This is a genomic window from Coralloluteibacterium stylophorae, from assembly GCF_018122625.2.
Classification (GTDB): Bacteria; Pseudomonadota; Gammaproteobacteria; order Xanthomonadales; family Xanthomonadaceae; genus Coralloluteibacterium; species Coralloluteibacterium stylophorae.
Genome location: NZ_JAGQFT020000003.1, coordinates 402,997 through 418,472, shown reverse-complemented (window position 1 = coordinate 418,472; position 15,476 = coordinate 402,997). Strand labels below are relative to the sequence as shown.

The 15,476-nt window shown below is 72.6% G+C and carries 11 protein-coding genes; 7 read left to right on the top strand and 4 right to left on the bottom strand.

Translation table 11 applies throughout. The features are described from left to right. Positions 1–408 precede the first annotated feature (408 nt). Together KB893_RS06725 and KB893_RS06720 are read left to right on the top strand one after the other, a co-directional pair. On the top strand, positions 409–1,374 hold the full coding sequence (locus tag KB893_RS06725; RefSeq protein ID WP_211927729.1) for a PfkB family carbohydrate kinase: 966 nt from the start codon (positions 409–411) through the stop codon (positions 1,372–1,374). After that, a complete protein-coding gene (locus tag KB893_RS06720; protein ID WP_211927730.1) occupies positions 1,352–3,769 on the top strand; it encodes a glycoside hydrolase family 65 protein in 2,418 nt (805 codons plus the stop codon). Before KB893_RS06725 ends, KB893_RS06720 begins: the two co-directional genes overlap by 23 nt. A gap of 18 nt (positions 3,770–3,787) precedes the next feature. Here KB893_RS06720 and KB893_RS06715 read toward each other — a convergent pair whose 3' ends face one another. From KB893_RS06715 to KB893_RS06705, 3 genes are all read right to left on the bottom strand, one after another. After that, positions 3,788–4,882: an ROK family protein gene (locus KB893_RS06715; protein WP_211927731.1), complete on the bottom strand. Its 1,095-nt coding sequence runs from the start codon at positions 4,880–4,882 to the stop codon at positions 3,788–3,790. 107 nt (positions 4,883–4,989) lie between these two features. Beyond that, positions 4,990–6,366: a sigma-54-dependent transcriptional regulator gene (locus KB893_RS06710; RefSeq protein ID WP_338026882.1), complete on the bottom strand. Its 1,377-nt coding sequence runs from the start codon at positions 6,364–6,366 to the stop codon at positions 4,990–4,992. Positions 6,367–6,635: 269 nt separating this feature from the next. Further along, a complete protein-coding gene (locus KB893_RS06705) occupies positions 6,636–8,255 on the bottom strand; it encodes a sensor histidine kinase (RefSeq protein WP_338026881.1) in 1,620 nt (539 codons plus the stop codon). Positions 8,256–8,462: 207 nt separating this feature from the next. On the opposite strand from KB893_RS06705, the gene sucC reads away from it, so the two are divergent. The 3 genes from sucC (at position 8,463) to KB893_RS06690 (ending at position 12,375) form a co-directional block, all read left to right on the top strand. After that, positions 8,463–9,623 carry an ADP-forming succinate--CoA ligase subunit beta gene (sucC, locus tag KB893_RS06700; RefSeq protein WP_213173573.1) on the top strand — a complete coding sequence of 387 codons (1,161 nt, stop codon included), beginning with the start codon at positions 8,463–8,465 and terminating at the stop codon, positions 9,621–9,623. A 76-nt stretch (positions 9,624–9,699) separates the two neighbouring features. Beyond that, positions 9,700–10,578 (top strand): succinate--CoA ligase subunit alpha, encoded by an 879-nt coding sequence (sucD, locus tag KB893_RS06695; protein ID WP_213173572.1) that lies wholly within the window; start codon positions 9,700–9,702, stop codon positions 10,576–10,578. Positions 10,579–10,728: 150 nt separating this feature from the next. Continuing rightward, positions 10,729–12,375 carry an NAD+ synthase gene (locus KB893_RS06690; protein WP_211926519.1) on the top strand — a complete coding sequence of 549 codons (1,647 nt, stop codon included), beginning with the start codon at positions 10,729–10,731 and terminating at the stop codon, positions 12,373–12,375. A gap of 72 nt (positions 12,376–12,447) precedes the next feature. Here the strand turns inward: KB893_RS06690 and KB893_RS06685 are convergent, their stop codons facing one another. After that, a complete protein-coding gene (locus KB893_RS06685; RefSeq protein ID WP_213173571.1) occupies positions 12,448–13,320 on the bottom strand; it encodes an outer membrane protein assembly factor BamD in 873 nt (290 codons plus the stop codon). 233 nt (positions 13,321–13,553) lie between these two features. On the opposite strand from KB893_RS06685, the gene rluD reads away from it, so the two are divergent. Together rluD and pgeF are read left to right on the top strand one after the other, a co-directional pair. Continuing rightward, positions 13,554–14,540: a 23S rRNA pseudouridine(1911/1915/1917) synthase RluD gene (rluD, locus tag KB893_RS06680; protein ID WP_211926521.1), complete on the top strand. Its 987-nt coding sequence runs from the start codon at positions 13,554–13,556 to the stop codon at positions 14,538–14,540. Between the two features lie 154 nt (positions 14,541–14,694). Then, positions 14,695–15,447 carry a peptidoglycan editing factor PgeF gene (gene pgeF / locus KB893_RS06675; RefSeq protein WP_211926522.1) on the top strand — a complete coding sequence of 251 codons (753 nt, stop codon included), beginning with the start codon at positions 14,695–14,697 and terminating at the stop codon, positions 15,445–15,447. Positions 15,448–15,476: the final 29 nt, after the last annotated feature.

Genomic DNA, 15,476 nt, shown 5'->3' with positions numbered 1-15,476 from the left:
TCTACGATGCAAGCTCGATGGCTTCAGGAGCGGCTCGGGCGTCCCACCCTCCCCCGATGATCGGTCGGGGACAGTGCCCCTTCATCGGGGCGCTGTCGAGATACAAGGAGCGGCTTCAGCCGCGACCAGCGTCGCCTGGGAGTGCGGCCCGGTCGCGGCTGAAGCCGCTCCTACAGAGGGAATGTCTTTGTGGGAGCGGCTTCAGCCGCGACGGAGGTTTGCATCGGCGCGGAGGCGCAGTCGGGGCTGAAGCCCCTCCCACAGGGCCTCGAAGCGCGCCCCGGCCACGGCTGAAGCCACTCCTGCACGAGGATGATTCCGGGGCGTTCACGGCGCGGACCACGTGGCGTCGCGAGACTCCGGGTGCTGCGCGCCGGCGCAGCTGTCGTCGCGAGAAGAGGTCGATGCGTGGATGAGCCGCTGATCCTGTCCCTGGGCAGCATCAATGCCGATTTTCAGGTGCGCGTGGAAGCGGCGCTGGAGCCGGGGCAGACCCTGCTCGCCTCGGACTTCCTGCGGCTGAGCGGCGGCAAGGCGGCCAACCGCGCCTTCATCGCACGCCGGCTCGGTGTCGCGGCGCAGCTGGTCGGGCGCGTCGGCGACGACGACCTGGCCGCGCAGGCGCTCGATCCGCTGCGCACGGCCGGCGTGGACGTCGACGGGGTGTCGGTGGCCGTTGGCAGCGCCACCGCGGTATCGATGATCGCGGTGCCGCCGGATGGCGAGAAGAACATCGTGCTCGCGCTCAACGCCAACGATCGCTGGGACGATGCGGCGGTGCGCGACCTGCTCGACCGGATCGCGCGGGCGCCGCGCGGCTCGGTGCTGGCGCTCGACTGCGAGATTCCGCAGGAGGTCGTGGCGCAGGCGCTCGACGCCGCGCACGAGGCCGGCCTGCGCGTGGTGCTCGACCCGTCCTCGGCGACGCGCGTCGACACGGCGCTGCTCGACCGGGTGTACGCGATCACCGCCAATCCCGGCGAAGCCGGGGTGGTCACCGGCATCGCGGTCGAGAGCGACGCGGATGCCGTGCGCGCGGCGCGCACGCTGGCCGACGCCGGCGTGCGCCTGGCCTGCGTCAAGCGCACCGACGGTGGCTGCGTGTTCGTTTGCGGCGGACGCGTGCATGCGGTCGGGTCGCCGGGGGTGGAGACGGTCGACAGCACCGGCGCCGGCGACGCCTTCGCCGGCGCCCTGGCGGTGGCCCTGCTCGAAGGGCGCGAGGATGCCGAGGCGGTCGTGTTCGCGGTGGCGGCGGCGGCGCTGGCGGCCACCGCCTACGGCTCGCAGCCCTCGTATCCCGACCGCGACCGCATCGGCGCGCTGCTTCCGCGACTCGACGTGCGCACGCATGCCGCAGATTCCTCCGCCTGAGCCCGCCGCCAGCGCGCCGCTGGAGCTGGCGTTCGACCGCTACGAGCCCGCCGACCAGCGCCGCCGCGAGTCGCTGTTCGCGCTGGGCAACGGCATGCTGCTGGTGCGCGGGAGCCCGGCCGAGGGCAGCGGCGCTGCGCACTATCCCGGCACCTATCACGCCGGCGCCTACGCACGCCTGCGGGGCGAGGCCGCGGGCGAGGCGATAGACATCGAGTCGCTCGCGCGCCTGCCCGACTGGACCCAGGTGCGCCTGCGCATCGCCGGGGCCGAGCGGCCGCTGTGCGCGGAGCACGCCCAGGTGCGCGACTACCGCCAGGCGCTCGACGTGCGCGCGGGCGTGGTGCGGCGCTCGCTGGTGCTGGTCGACGCGGAGGGTCGGCGCACCCGGCTGCAGGAGACGCGCCTGGTCAGCCTGGCGCAGGTCGAGATCGCCGCACTGTGCCTGGAGGTGACGCCGCTGGACTGGAGCGGCGAGCTCGAGGTCGAGGTCGGCATGGACGCGGGCGTGGCCAACACCCTGGTCGCGCGCGACGACGGCTACGATCCCCGCGCCTTCGAGCTGCTGGCCCTGGAGCCGCATGCCGGCGCCCAGCTCGCGCACCTGCGCACCCGCGGGATCGGGATGGAGGTGGCCATCGTCGTGCGCAGCCTGCTCGACGGCGGGGAGCTCCCGGCGGACGCCGGGCGCGACGGCGACCTGCTGCGGCAATGCCTGCGCGTGCCCGCCGGCGCCGGCCGCGGCATCACGATCGCCAGGACCGCCGCGGTCGTCGCCGCGTCGCGTGGCACGGCAACGGTGGTGGATGCGGCCTGTGCGGCACTGCGGCGCGCGCCGGACTTCGGCCGGCTGTGCAGCGCGCACGCGGCGGCCTGGACGCGGCTGTGGGACCAGGTCCGGATCGACGTCGACGGCGCGCTGCGGTGCCCGATCGCCATCGCGCAGTCGCACCTGCTGCAGACCGCGCCGCCGCGGGCGCACGGCTGCGATGCCGGCGTGCCGGCGCGCGGTTGGCAGGAGGCCTACCACGGCCAGATCTTCTGGGACGCGACGCTGTCGCTGCGCGGCCTCGGCCTACAGGCGCCGGAGGTGGTGCGCGGCGGACTGGCCTATCGCCATCGGCGCTTGGACGCCGCGCGCGACGCGGCGCGCGCGGCCGGGCATGCGGGCGCGATGTTCCCCTGGCGCAGCGCCCACGGCGGCCGCGAGGTCACCCCGCGCTTCCAGCGCAACCCCGTCAACGGACGCTGGATGCCCGACCGCACCTGCCTGCAGCGCCACGTCAACGCGGCGATCGCCTACGACGCCTGGCACGACGTGCTGGCCACCGGCGACCTCGCCTGGCTCGCCGACGAGGGCGCGGAGCTGCTGGTGGAGATCGCCCGCTTCTGGGCCTCGATCGCGGAGCACGACGCAGCCGACGACCGCTACGACATCCGCGGCGTGGTCGGGCCCGACGAGTACCACACGCTGCACCCGGTCACGCGCCGGGCGGGCGTCGACAACAACAGCTACACCAACGTCATGGCCGCCTGGACGCTGCGCCGCGCCGGCGACGCCCTCGACATGCTGGCGCCGCCGGCGCGCGCCGCGCTCGCCCGCCGCATCGGCCTCGGCGCGGACGAGCCCGCGCGCTGGGCGCGCATCGCGCGGCGGCTGCGCCTGGTGTTCCTGGACGACGGGGTGCTGGCGCCGTTCGCGGGCTTCGACCGCCTCGAACGGATGCAGATCGAGGCATTCGAGCGCGAGTGCGGTGGCCAGCGCATCGACCACGTGCTCGATGCGCGGGGTGGCGACATCAACGACTTCCAGGTGCTCAAGCAGGCCGACACGGCGATGCTGGCCTACCTGCTGCCGGAGGCCGAGCTGCTCGAACTGGTCGCCGACATGGGCTACGGCCTGACCCGCGCCCAGCTGCGGGCGACGCTGCGCCACGACTTCGAGCGCACCCTGCACGATTCCAGCCTCTCCGACCTGGTCTACGCCGGCGCCTTCACCCGCCTGGACCCGGCGCTGTCGGCGCGCCTGTTCAGGCAGGCGTTGCATCCCGACGGGAAGGCCGGCAACCACGGCACCGAGAAGGGCCTGCACCTGGGCGCCAAGGGCGCCCTGCTCGACATCCTGCAGCGGCACTACCTGGGCATCCGTGCCGAACGCGCCGGGCTGTGCGTCGAACCGGCGCCGCCACTGGACCTGGGGCGCGTGTCGGTGCCGGTGGCCTACCGCGGCTGCCGGCTGCGGATCACGTACGAGGACGGCGACCTCGAGATCGCCGCCGCGGCCGACAACCGCAGCGCCGTGCCGCTGTCCTGCCCCGGCGGGCGCGGCCCGCTGGCGCCGGGCGGGGTGCGCCGCGTGGCGTCCGCAGCGGAGCCGACGGTGCGGGCGCGCTAGGCGCGGGCCGCGCCCGCATCAGGCCCCGTCTGCGGCGTTCCCGTCGTCCGCCGGCCGCAGGTTGGTGTAGCTGGCGTTGCCGAGCCCGGTGCCGATGGTCAGCACGCCCCAGCGCCGCAGCCGCCGCATCCGCGCGCGCTCGCTCAGGCCCTGGACCACCGCGTCGTTGTGCATGACGACCTGGACGTCGCTCCCGTCGATGCGGTCGAGGCGCTCGCGCAGCGCGCGCGGCAGGTTGAAGCCGTCGGCCTCCCAGTCGCCCGGCAGGTTCTGGCCGCCGCGCGCGATGCCGCCGTCGGCGCGGATCGCGCCGGGGCAGGCGATGCCGACGAAGGGCGCGAGGCGGATGCCGGTGGTGCGCGCCTGCGCGACCAGGCCGTTGAGCATGCCGGCCAGCTCCATCACCGCCTCGTCGCGCACCGGGCGGTCCTCGGCATGGCGCCAGCCGTTGCGCCACATGACCTCGGCGTGCCGGCGGTCCGGCGTCGCATCGCGACGGTGGGCGACGATGCCGCAGCGGATGTTGGTGCCGCCGATGTCGACCGCGAGGAAGGCCTCGCCCGCCCGGAGCGTCGCCTCCGGCGCGAGCTGCGCCCAGCCGAGCAGGCCGCCGTCGTCGGGATCGTGGCGCAGCGTGCTGTAGTCGATGTCGATGCCCGCCTCGCGCGAGAGCCGCTGCGCGCGCGCGATGGCCAGGCGGCCGGCGGCGCCTTCCTGCATGCCGCCGCCGAACACGATGTGCTGCACGCCGCGCCATGGCGCGCTGTCGAGGAACTGCCGCACCACCCCGACCAGTCGCCTGGCGTAATCCTCGACCGCGCCGTGCACGAGATGGGCGGCGTGCTCGTCGCTGCTGCGCAGGACCTCGTCGATGGTCTTCTTCGACAGCTTCGCCGAGGGCGTGTCGCCGAAGGGATCGGCATCGCCGGTGCGCTGGTGGCGCCTGCGTTCCTCGAGCAGCTCGCGGAACGCGCTCTGGCTGGCGCGATCGCCGACGAACGCGTCGCCGTCGCAGAGTTCGAGGTTGTAGCTGTCGATGCTCAGCCCCGGCAGCCGGGCCGCGGCGTGGCTGCCGCGGTCGTCGGAAGGGGCGTCGGAGGAGGAGCCTGCCATGCCTGCATGCGCGTCCGGGCGGGGGCGCCACGATCCCTGCGCGCGGCGGAATGCGACGTGAGGGTTCGACGGCAACGGCGCGCGCCTGGCCCCGGTCCGTCGGTGCGCTACTCGATGTCGAGCTTCTTCAGCTTGTAGCGCAGCGCACGGAAGGTGATGCCGAGCTTGGCCGCGGCCTTGGTCTTGTTGTAGCGGCATTCCTCGAGCGCCTTGAGGATGGCCTCGCGCTCGATCTGCTCGAGCGCCAGCGGCAGCGCGCTCTCGGCGGTGACGCGGTTCGGATCGCGCAGCGCCGGGGCGGGGGCCGGGCGCGCTTCGGGCGGCAGCGGGGCCGCGTCGGACGCCTCGCGCGCGACCGGTAGCTGCAGGTCCTCGGCGGTGATGAGGTTGCCCTCGCACAGCGCCACCGCACGCTCGAGGACGTTCTCCAGCTCGCGCACGTTGCCCGGGAACGGATAGCGCTGCAGCGCGGCGACCGCGTCCGCCGCCAGCGTCGCGACCGGGGCGCCGTCGCCGGCCAGGCGCAGGAGCACGGCGTTGGCGATCTGCGGCACGTCCTCGCGGCGCGCGCGCAGCGGCGGCACCTTCAGCTCGATCACGTTGATGCGGTAGTAGAGGTCGTGGCGGAAGCGGCCGTCCTCGACCAGCTGCGCGAGGTCCTTGTGCGTGGCCGAGAGGATGCGCACGTCCACCGGCGCCTCCGCGGCGGCGCCGACCGGGCGCACGGACTTCTCCTGGATCGCGCGCAGCAGCTTGACCTGCATGTGCAGCGGCAGCTCGGCGACCTCGTCGAGGAACAGGGTGCCGCCGTGCGCGGTCTGGAACAGCCCGGCCTTGTCCGCGTGCGCGCCGGTGAAGCTGCCCTTCTTGTGGCCGAAGAACTCGCTCTCCATCAGCTCGGCCGGGATCGCGCCGCAGTTGACCGGGACGAAGGCGTTGCCGGCGCGCGGGCCCTGGTCGTGGATCAGGCGCGCGACCAGCTCCTTGCCGACGCCGGACTCGCCGCTGATGTAGACCGGCGCCTGGCTGCGCGCGAGCTTGCCGATGGTCGCGCGCAGGCGCTGCATCGCCTCGGATTCGCCGAGCAGGCGGTTGCCCGGCGGCGGTGCGGGACGGCGTTCGTCCTTGAGCTCGAGCGCGTGCTGGACCAGGCCGCGCAGCACGCCGAGGTCGACCGGCTTGCTGACGAAATCGAAGGCGCCCGCCTTGAGCGCCTGCACCGCGGCGTCGACGTTGCCGTGCGCGGTGATCATCGCCACCGGCAGGTCGGGATGGCGCTGCGCGATGTGCTCGACCAGGCCCAGGCCGTTGCCGTCGGGCAGGCGCATGTCGGTCAGGCAGAGGTCGTAGCGGTTGGCGCCGAGATGCGCGCGCGCGGCGGCCAGGTCGGCGGCGGTGTCGACGCGCAGGCCCATGCGGCTGAGGGTGAGCACCAGCAGTTCGCGGATGTCGTGTTCGTCGTCGACCACCAGTGCGCTGCGCACGCGTCCCGCTCCGTTCGTTAAGCCCCTGCGAAGGCCGCCACCTTAGTCCAAACGCCCATTTGCGGCCAGTTCCGACGCTGTGCGTCAGCGCGCGGTCCGGGCGTGGGATGGGGTGGCGGTGGTGGGGCGGGAACGGGGGAAGCAGGACCGATTGCTCTTGTAGGAGCGGCTTCAGCCGCGACCGCTGCGGTGCCGGTCTGTCGGGGCTGAAGCCCCTCCCACACGAGCCGGTCGCGGCTGAAGCCGCTCCTACGGAGGGCTTCGTCGCCTCAGGCCAGCAGCGCGCGGTGCCTGGGCAGCTGGATGCGGAAGCAGCTGCCGCCGCCGGCGACGGCCTCGTAGTCGAGCTGGCACTGGTTGGCCTCGCACAGCTCGCGCGCGAGATAGAGGCCGAGACCGGTGCCATGCTCGCTGGTGGTGTAGAAGGGTTCGAACAGGCGCTGGACCACGGCGATGGCGATGCCGGGGCCGCGGTCGATCACCTCCAGCAGGGGCGTGCCGGCGGCGTCCGCCCGCACCGCCACCGTCACCCGTGGTGCCTCGCCCGGCAGGTGGCCGTAGGTCACGGCGTTGGACACCAGCGAGGTCACCGCCTGTTCGAGCTGGCGCGGATCGGCCTGCGCATCGAGGTGGCCGACCTCGCTGCGCGCCTGCAGGAACGCCGCCTCCTGCGGATGCGCCGCGCGGTAGTCGGCGACGAAGCGCTGCACGAACGCCACCAGGTCGATCTGCTCCGGCTGCGCGCGCTCGCGGCGGGCCAGGCCGAGCACGTTGCTGACGATGCCGTTGAGGCGCTGGCACTGCTTGTAGACGATCTCCAGCAGGCGCCGGTCGGCCTCGACCATGTTCTCGGATTCCTCCAGCAGCTGCGTCGCATAGCTGATCGAGGCCAGCGGGTTGCGGATCTCGTGGGCGATGCTGGCCGAGAGCCGGCCCAGCGCGCGCAGGGTCATCTCCTCGGCCCGCCGCGACAGCAGCGAGGCGTCGTCGAGGAACACCAGGAACAGGTCCTCGCCCTCGAGCCGCAGGTGGGCGAAGCGCGGGATCACCTCGGGCGCGTCGTCGGCCAGCACCACCGCGCCGTCGCCGGTCTTCTTCTGGTTGCGCCAGTGCCACAGGCGCCGCGACAGCTCGGGGGCGATCTCGCCGAGCCCGCGCTCGCCCGCGGGCGGATGCCCCAGCGCCGACCACCCGGCCTCGTTGGCGACCCGCACCAGGTGCGCGGCGTCGACCACCAGCACGCCGGTGCGCATGCGCCGGAGGATCAGCTCGTTGATCTCGGCGAGGTTGGCGACGTCCTCGCCGCGGCGGCGCGCCAGCGCCTCGGCCTCGCGCATCTGCCCGCCGAGCAGGCGGCAGAACACCGCGATCGCCAGGTACATGACGGTGAACATCACCGTCTCGATCAGCGGGCGGTCGAATTCGGGATTGGTGGCGAAGCCGTAGACGTACTGGCCGGCCACCGCCAGCGCGGCGACGAGCGCGAACACCAGCCCCGCGCGCAGCGGCATCAGCAGCGCGCCGGCGCCGACGTTGAGCATCAGCATCAGCGCCGCGGCGCTCTCCAGGCCGCCCATGGTGTGGATCGCGGCGGCGATCGCGAGGATGTCGAAGGCCAGCCCGAGCCCGGCCTGCCGCGCCAGGTGCACGCGCTCGCCGCGGCTCGCCAGGACCAGCCAGGCCGCGACCGCGAGGTAGATGGCGGAGGCCACGTGCGCCAGCCACGGCGTACGGAGGGTGCCGACCAGGCTCCAGGCCAGCGGGCTGTAGGCGAGGAACACGAACAGGCCCGCCTCGAGCACGCGGTAGAGCGTCGAGAAGTACAGCTCCCGGCGCAGCCGGCTCTCGCCGGGTTCGATGGCCTGTCTGGAAAGGGCTGTCTCGGCCACGCCGGGCTCCATCTCGGGAGGACGAGTATAGGCAGTGCCCGCGTCGGCACCGGAGCCGTGCCCGGCGATGATGCGCCGCAGCGCTTTGCGTTGCCCCGGCCGAAGGGCGAGAATATCCGGCGCTCTACCGGGGCCGCGCGCCGCGCCCGCCCCGTGTCACGCCGCGGCCTGAGGCCGCACTCCCCATTCGCTGTCAACTGGTGACGCATGAACTTCCACGAGTATCAGGCCAAGGAACTCTTCGCCGAGTACGGCATCCCTGTCCCCGCCGGGCGCGTCGCGCGCTCGCCCGAAGAAGCCGTCGCCGCCGCCAAGGCGCTGGGCGGGAACTTCTGGGTGGTGAAGGCGCAGATCCACGCCGGCGGCCGCGGCAAGGCCGGCGGCGTCAAGCTGTGCAAGACGCTGGATGCGGTGCAGGACGCGGCCAAGGCCCTGCTCGGGACCACCATGGAGACCTACCAGTCCGCCGGCCGCAAGCTGCCGATCGACGTGGTGCTGGTGACCGAGGCCTCCGACATCGCCAAGGAGCTGTACCTGTCGATGCTGGTCGACCGCGCCACCAGGTCGGTCAGCTTCATCGCCTCGGCCGAGGGCGGCGTCGAGATCGAGGAGGTCGCGCGCACCAATCCGGACGCGATCCAGCACCTCGACGTGAACTACGTGCAGGGCCTGCAGCCCTACCAGTGCCGCAAGCTCGGCTTCGCGCTCGGCCTCAACGCCAAGCAGACCGGCCAGCTGACCAAGCTGATGCTGGGTCTGTTCAAGCTGTTCAACGAGCGCGACCTCGCCCTGGTCGAGCTCAACCCGCTGGCCATCGACACCGCCGGCAACCTGGTCGTCCTCGACGGCAAGGTCAACTCCGACGACAACGCCGACTTCCGCCAGCCCAAGCTGGTGGCGCTGCGCGACGTCCGCCAGGAGGACGAGGCCGAGGTGCTGGCCACGCAGTACAACCTCAACTACGTGACCATGGACGGCAACATCGGCTGCATGGTCAACGGCGCGGGCCTGGCCATGGCCACCATGGACGTCATCAAGCTGGAAGGCGGCGAGCCGGCCAACTTCCTCGATGTCGGCGGCGGCGCCACCAAGGAGCGCGTCACCGAGGCCTTCAAGCTCATCCTGTCGAGCGACAAGGTCAAGGCGATCTTCGTCAACATCTTCGGCGGCATCGTCCGCTGCGACATGATCGCCGAGGGCATCATCGCGGCGGTCAAGGAGGTGGGCGTCAAGATCCCGGTGATCGTGCGCCTCGAAGGCACCAACGTGGAGAAGGGCAAGGAGATCCTCGCCAGCTCCGGCCTCGCCATCCAGCCGGCCGACGACATCAACGACGGCGCCAGGAAGGCCGTCGCCGCCGCCGCCTGATCACCCATTCCCCCCGTCGCGCGCCGCCTGCACGGCGCGCGCGACGGCGCGACAAGCACGAGAGGATCCGTTCTCCATGAGCGTTCTGGTCAACAAAGACACCAAGGTCATCGTCCAGGGCTTCACCGGCCAGCAGGGCACCTTCCACGCCGAGCAGATGATCGAGTACGGCACCAAGGTCGTCGGTGGCGTCACCCCGGGCAAGGGCGGCAGCGAGCACATCGGCCTGCCGGTCTTCGACACCGTGCAGGACGCGGTCGACGAGACCGGCGCCGACGCTTCGGTCATCTACGTCCCGCCGCCGTTCGCCGCCGACGCCATCCTCGAGGCGGCCGACGCCGGCATCACCGTGATCGTCTGCATCACCGAGGGCATCCCGGTGCTCGACATGATGCGGGTCAAGCACACCCTCGACACCAGCTATCCGGACACCGTCCTGATCGGGCCGAACTGCCCCGGCGTGATCACCCCGGGCGAGTGCAAGATCGGCATCATGCCGGGCCACATCCACCAGCCCGGCAGGATCGGCATCGTGTCGCGCTCCGGCACCCTGACCTACGAGGCCGTCAAGCAGACCACCGACGCCGGCCTCGGCCAGTCGACCTGCATCGGCATCGGCGGCGACCCGATCCAGGGCATGAACTTCATCGATGCCCTGCAGCTGTTCCAGGACGACCCGCAGACCGAGGGCATCATCATGGTCGGCGAGATCGGCGGCAGCGCCGAGGAAGAGGCCGCGGAGTTCATCTCCGAGTACGTGACCAAGCCGGTGGTCGGCTTCATCGCGGGCGCCTCGGCCCCGGCCGGCAAGCGCATGGGCCACGCCGGCGCGATCGCCTCGGGCGGGCAGGGCACCGCGGCCGGCAAGTTCGCCGCGCTGGAGAAGGCGGGCGTGACCACGGTCAAGTCGCCCGGCGACCTCGGCCAGGCCATCGCCAAGCGCCTCGCCAGGTAAGCGCCGGCGTCATCGCTGCACCGGAAGGGCCGCCTCGTGCGGCCCTTTCCGCGTCTGCGGCGCAGGCAGTCCGCGCCGACCTCGTCTTCGCGTGCCTGCGCGACAATCCACCGATCGCCGCATGCGCGGCACGGCACACGAGGGTGAGGTGTGAGCGAATCGCAGGGCAAGACGCTGCGCGTGGCGCTGGCGCAGTTCGATTTTCCCGTCGGCGCGGTGGCTCGCAACGCGCAGCGCATCGGCGAGTTCATCGCGCAGGCGCGCGACACGCACGGGGCGGACGTGGTGGTGTTCCCCGAGCTCGCGCTGTCGGGCTATCCGCCGGAGGACCTGCTGACGCGGCCGCGCTTCCTCGCCGACTGCGCCGAGGCGCTGCAGGCCATCGCCGCGGGCGTGCACGGCATCGTCGCCGTGGTCGGCTGGCCGGAATCGGTCGGCAGCGCGCTCTACAACGCCGCCAGCGTGCTGCGCGACGGCCGCATCGAGGCGACCTACCGCAAGCGCGAGCTGCCGAACTACGCCGTGTTCGACGAGAAGCGCCATTTCGCCTGCGGCAGCGACACCTGTCTCTTCGACGTCGCCGGCGTGCGCGTGGGCCTGCTGGTGTGCGAGGACCTGTGGTACGGCGAGCACGCCTCCGAGACCGTCGCCGACGGCGCCCAGCTGCTGCTGGTGCCCAATGCCTCGCCCTACGAGCGGGGCAAGCACCGCCGCCGCACCGAGGTGGTCTGCAACCGCACCCGCGAGTCCGGCGTGCCGATGGCCTACCTCAACCTCGTCGGCGGGCAGGACGAGCTGATGTTCGACGGAGGCTCGATGCTGGTCGACCACGACGGCCGCCTGCACCCGGTCGCGCGCGCCTTCGAGGACCACTGGCTGGTCGCCGACCTCGACTGCGACGCGCGCCGCTTCACGCCGGTGGCGTGGCCGGAGGAGGACGACGACAGCGCCGAGAGCCTGGCCTATCGCGCCATCGTGCGCGGCACCCGCGACTACCTCGGCAAGAACGGCTTCAAGCGTGCCCTGCTGGGGCTCTCCGGCGGCATCGACTCCTCGCTGGTGCTGGCCATCGCTGCCGATGCGATCGGTGGCGGGAACGTCACCGCGGTGCGGCTGCCGTCGCGCTACACCGCCGAACTCAGCAACCAGCTCGCCGACGAGCAGGCCGCGGCGCTGGGCGTGCGCATGCTGACGATCCCGATCGAGGCGCCGCACCAGGGCTTCCTGGATGCGCTGGCCGGGGTCTTCGCCGGCACCGAGGCCGACGTCACCGAGGAGAACCTGCAGTCGCGCACGCGCGGCGCGATCCTGATGGCGCTGGCCAACAAGTTCGGCGGACTGCTGCTGACCACCGGCAACAAGAGCGAGTACGCGGTCGGCTACGCCACCATCTACGGCGACATGTGCGGCGGCTACGCGCCGATCAAGGACCTGTACAAGACCGAGGTATTCGCGCTGTGCCGCTGGCGCAACGCCAAGAGCGAGGTGGATGCGATCCCGCAGGCGGTGATCGACCGGCCGCCGACCGCGGAGCTGCGCGAGGGCCAGCTCGACCAGGACTCGCTGCCGCCCTACGCCGACCTCGACGCGATCCTCGGCGCGCACGTGGACGAGGCGCTGGCGCGCGAGGAGATCATCGCCCAGGGCTTCGATGCCGAGGTCGTCGACCGGGTGATCGCGCTGGTGCGGATCAGCGAATGGAAACGGCGGCAGTCGGCGCCGGGGCCGAAGATCTCGCGCCGCGCCTTCGGCCGCGAGCGGCGCTATCCGATCACCAACGCCTGGCGCGAGGACTGAGCGCGCCGCCGACGGGGAAAACGACGACGGCGCCCGCGGGCGCCGTCGTCGGTTCGCTGCCGGTGGCCGGACTCAGTCGTCCTCGTCCTCGAGCGCGCTGGTGCGGACCTCGCGTTCGCCGGAGAAGGGCACCAGCGAGCGCCACACGCTCTCGCCGCGCGGCCAGTCGCCACGCAGCCAGGGATGGCCGGGGTGGTTCAGCTCCAGCACCCGGCGCGCGTCGGCCGCCAGCGTCTCCTCGCCCAGCCGGACATAGGACTCGCCCATCAGCGCGATGGCGTCGCCGTCGAGTTCGCTGTTGGGATAGTCCTGGAGCAGGGCCTTGCCGCGGTTGGCGGCGGCCACGTAGGCGCCGCGGTCGAGGTAGTACAGGCCGACGTTGAGGTCGTGGCGCGCGAGCTCGTTGCGCAGGTAGACCATGCGCTGGCGCGCGTCCGCGGCGTAGCGGCTGTTCGGGTAGCGCTGGATCAGCAGCAGGAAGTCGTTGAAGCTCTGCCGCGGCGATTCCTGGTCGCGCTGGCTCATGTCCAGCCGCGCCACGCGCTCGAGGAAGGTGTTCTCGCGGTTGAAGTTGACCAGGCCGCGCAGGTAGTAGGCGTAGTCGATGTGCCGGTGCGCCGGATAGGTGCGGATGAAGCGGTCGATGGTCGAGGTCGCGTTCTCGTAGTTGCCGGCCTTGAACTGCGCGTAGGCCAGGTCGAGCTGCGCCTGCTCGGTGTACTCGCCGTAGGGGAAGCGCGCGATCAGTCGCGTGTAGTAGTTGGACGCGCGCGACCAGTTGCCGTTGCGCAGCGACTGGTTGGCTTCCTGGTAGAGCTGGTCGACCGGCAGGGTCTCGGTTTCCGGCTCCTTCTTGCCGAAGCGGCTGCAGCCGGCACCGAGGGCGAGAACGAACGCCATGACCAGGAGCAGCGCGAGGCGGGCGAATCCGGGAGTGCGGGTCATCGAGATGCGGAGACGGCGCCGAAAGACGGCAAGAGCGGGCGATAATAGCGCGCGCCGTCGAGGCCGCTCCACACGGATCCGGCAGTCGTGCCCGATCGGCCCGGCCCGCTCGCTCCGGGCCGCAGCGGGCCAGGCGGTGAGAGCCACGGCCGAAACCGCTTCCGCATCAGCGGTTTGCGACGCCGGCCGGGCGTCGGCGCCGCTTCCTTCTCCTGCAGCCAGGGCAACCCCGCATGAATACCGCCGCCACGCCGCCGACCGAAGTCCTCGAAGCCGAGGTGCCGCTGGCCCTCGCCGGGCGGCGCTTCGACCAGGTGCTGGCCGAGCTGTTCCCCGACTTCTCGCGCTCGCGCCTGAGCGAATGGATCAAGTCCGGCGACGCCACCCTCGACGGCCGCGAGGTCAGGCCGCGCGAGGCGGTGCGCGGGGGCGAGCGGGTCCGCGTGCGCGCCGAGCTGACGATCGAGACCCGCTCCGAGCCGGAGGCGATCGCGCTGGCCGTGCTGCACGAGGATCCCGAGGTCTTCGTCATCGACAAGCCGGCGGGGCTCGTCGTGCATCCCGGCGCGGGGAATCCGCAGGGCACCCTGGTCAATGCCCTGCTGCACCGCGACCCGGCGCTGGCGACGCTGCCGCGCGCCGGCATCGTCCACCGCCTGGACAAGGACACCTCGGGGCTGATGGTGGTCGCGCGCACCCTGCGCGCGCACACGGCCCTGGTCGAGCAGCTGTCGGCGCGCGCGGTGCATCGCCAGTACCTGGCGGTGGTGGTCGGGTCGATGATCGCCGGCGGCAAGGTCGACGCGCCGATCGGCCGGCACCCGACCGACCGCATCCGCCGCGCGGTGCTGGCCGAGGGCCAGGCCGACGCGCGCGAGGCGGTGACGCACTACCGCGTGCGCGAGCGCTTCCGCGCGCACACCGTGGTCGAGTGCCGGCTCGAGACCGGCCGCACCCACCAGATCCGCGTGCACATGGCCCACGTCCGCCACCCGATCGTCGGCGACCCGCTCTACGGCGGCGCCCTGCGCCTGCCCAAGGCGGCGACGCCGGAGCTGGTCGACAGCCTGCGCGGCTTCAAGCGCCAGGCCCTGCACGCCGAGACGCTGGAGTTCACCCACCCCGCCAGCGGCGAACCGCTGCGCGTGCAGGCCGCGCCCCCGGCGGATTTCGAGGCGTTGTGCGGGGCGCTGCGGCGGGATACGGCGGAGGTGGGGTGAGGCGGGCGGAATGAGGCGGTGGGAATGAAGCGGGGAGGGTGGAGCGGGAATCGGGAGTGGGGAAGGGTGAGGTCCGCGCTGATCCCGCTGGCGTAGCCTTGCGATTTCCGATTTCCGATTTCCGATTTCCGATTTCCGATTCCCGGCCCCAACCATGCACCCCGCCCTCCTTCCCGTCTCCTGGCCCGCATCGCCGCGGGTGCGCGCCGTCGCCACCCTGCGCCACGGTGCGGGCTGCAGCGCGGCGCCGTTCGATACCTTCAATCTCGGCGGGCGGCTGGGGCCGGACGGAGACTTCGCCGATGCGGTCGACGCCAACCGCGCACAGCTGGCGAGCCTGCTGGCGCTGCCGTCGGAGCCGTGCTGGCTGCGCCAGGTGCACGGCAGCGACGTGCTGCGCTTCGACGCGCCGCCCACCGCGGCGCCGGAGGCGGATGCCGCGGTGACCGACGTGCCCGGCGTGGTGCTGGCGATCCTCACCGCCGACTGCCTGCCGGTGCTGTTCTGCGCCGACGACGGCAGCGAGATCGGCGCGGCGCATGCCGGATGGCGCGGGCTGGCCGCGGGCGTGCTCGAGCGCACGCTGGCGACGCTGGGCACGCCGCCGGGGCGCGTCGTCGCCTGGCTCGGGCCGAGCGCCGGGGCGACGCACTACGAGGTCGGTGTCGAGGTCCGCGATGCGATGCTGGCGGCCGATCCCGGCGCCGGCGAGGCCTTCGCGGCGACGCGCCCGGGGCACTGGCTGTGCGACCTCGACGCGCTGGCCCGGCGCCGGCTGGCGCGCGCGGGCGTCACCCGCGTGCACGGCGGCGGGCTGTCGACCATCGGCGACCCGCAACGTTTCTTCTCGCACCGGCGCGACGGTCGCAGCGGACGCATGGCCAGCCTGGTGTGGCTCGCGCCATAGCGTCGCACCGTGGCTTGGATCGGCGCCTG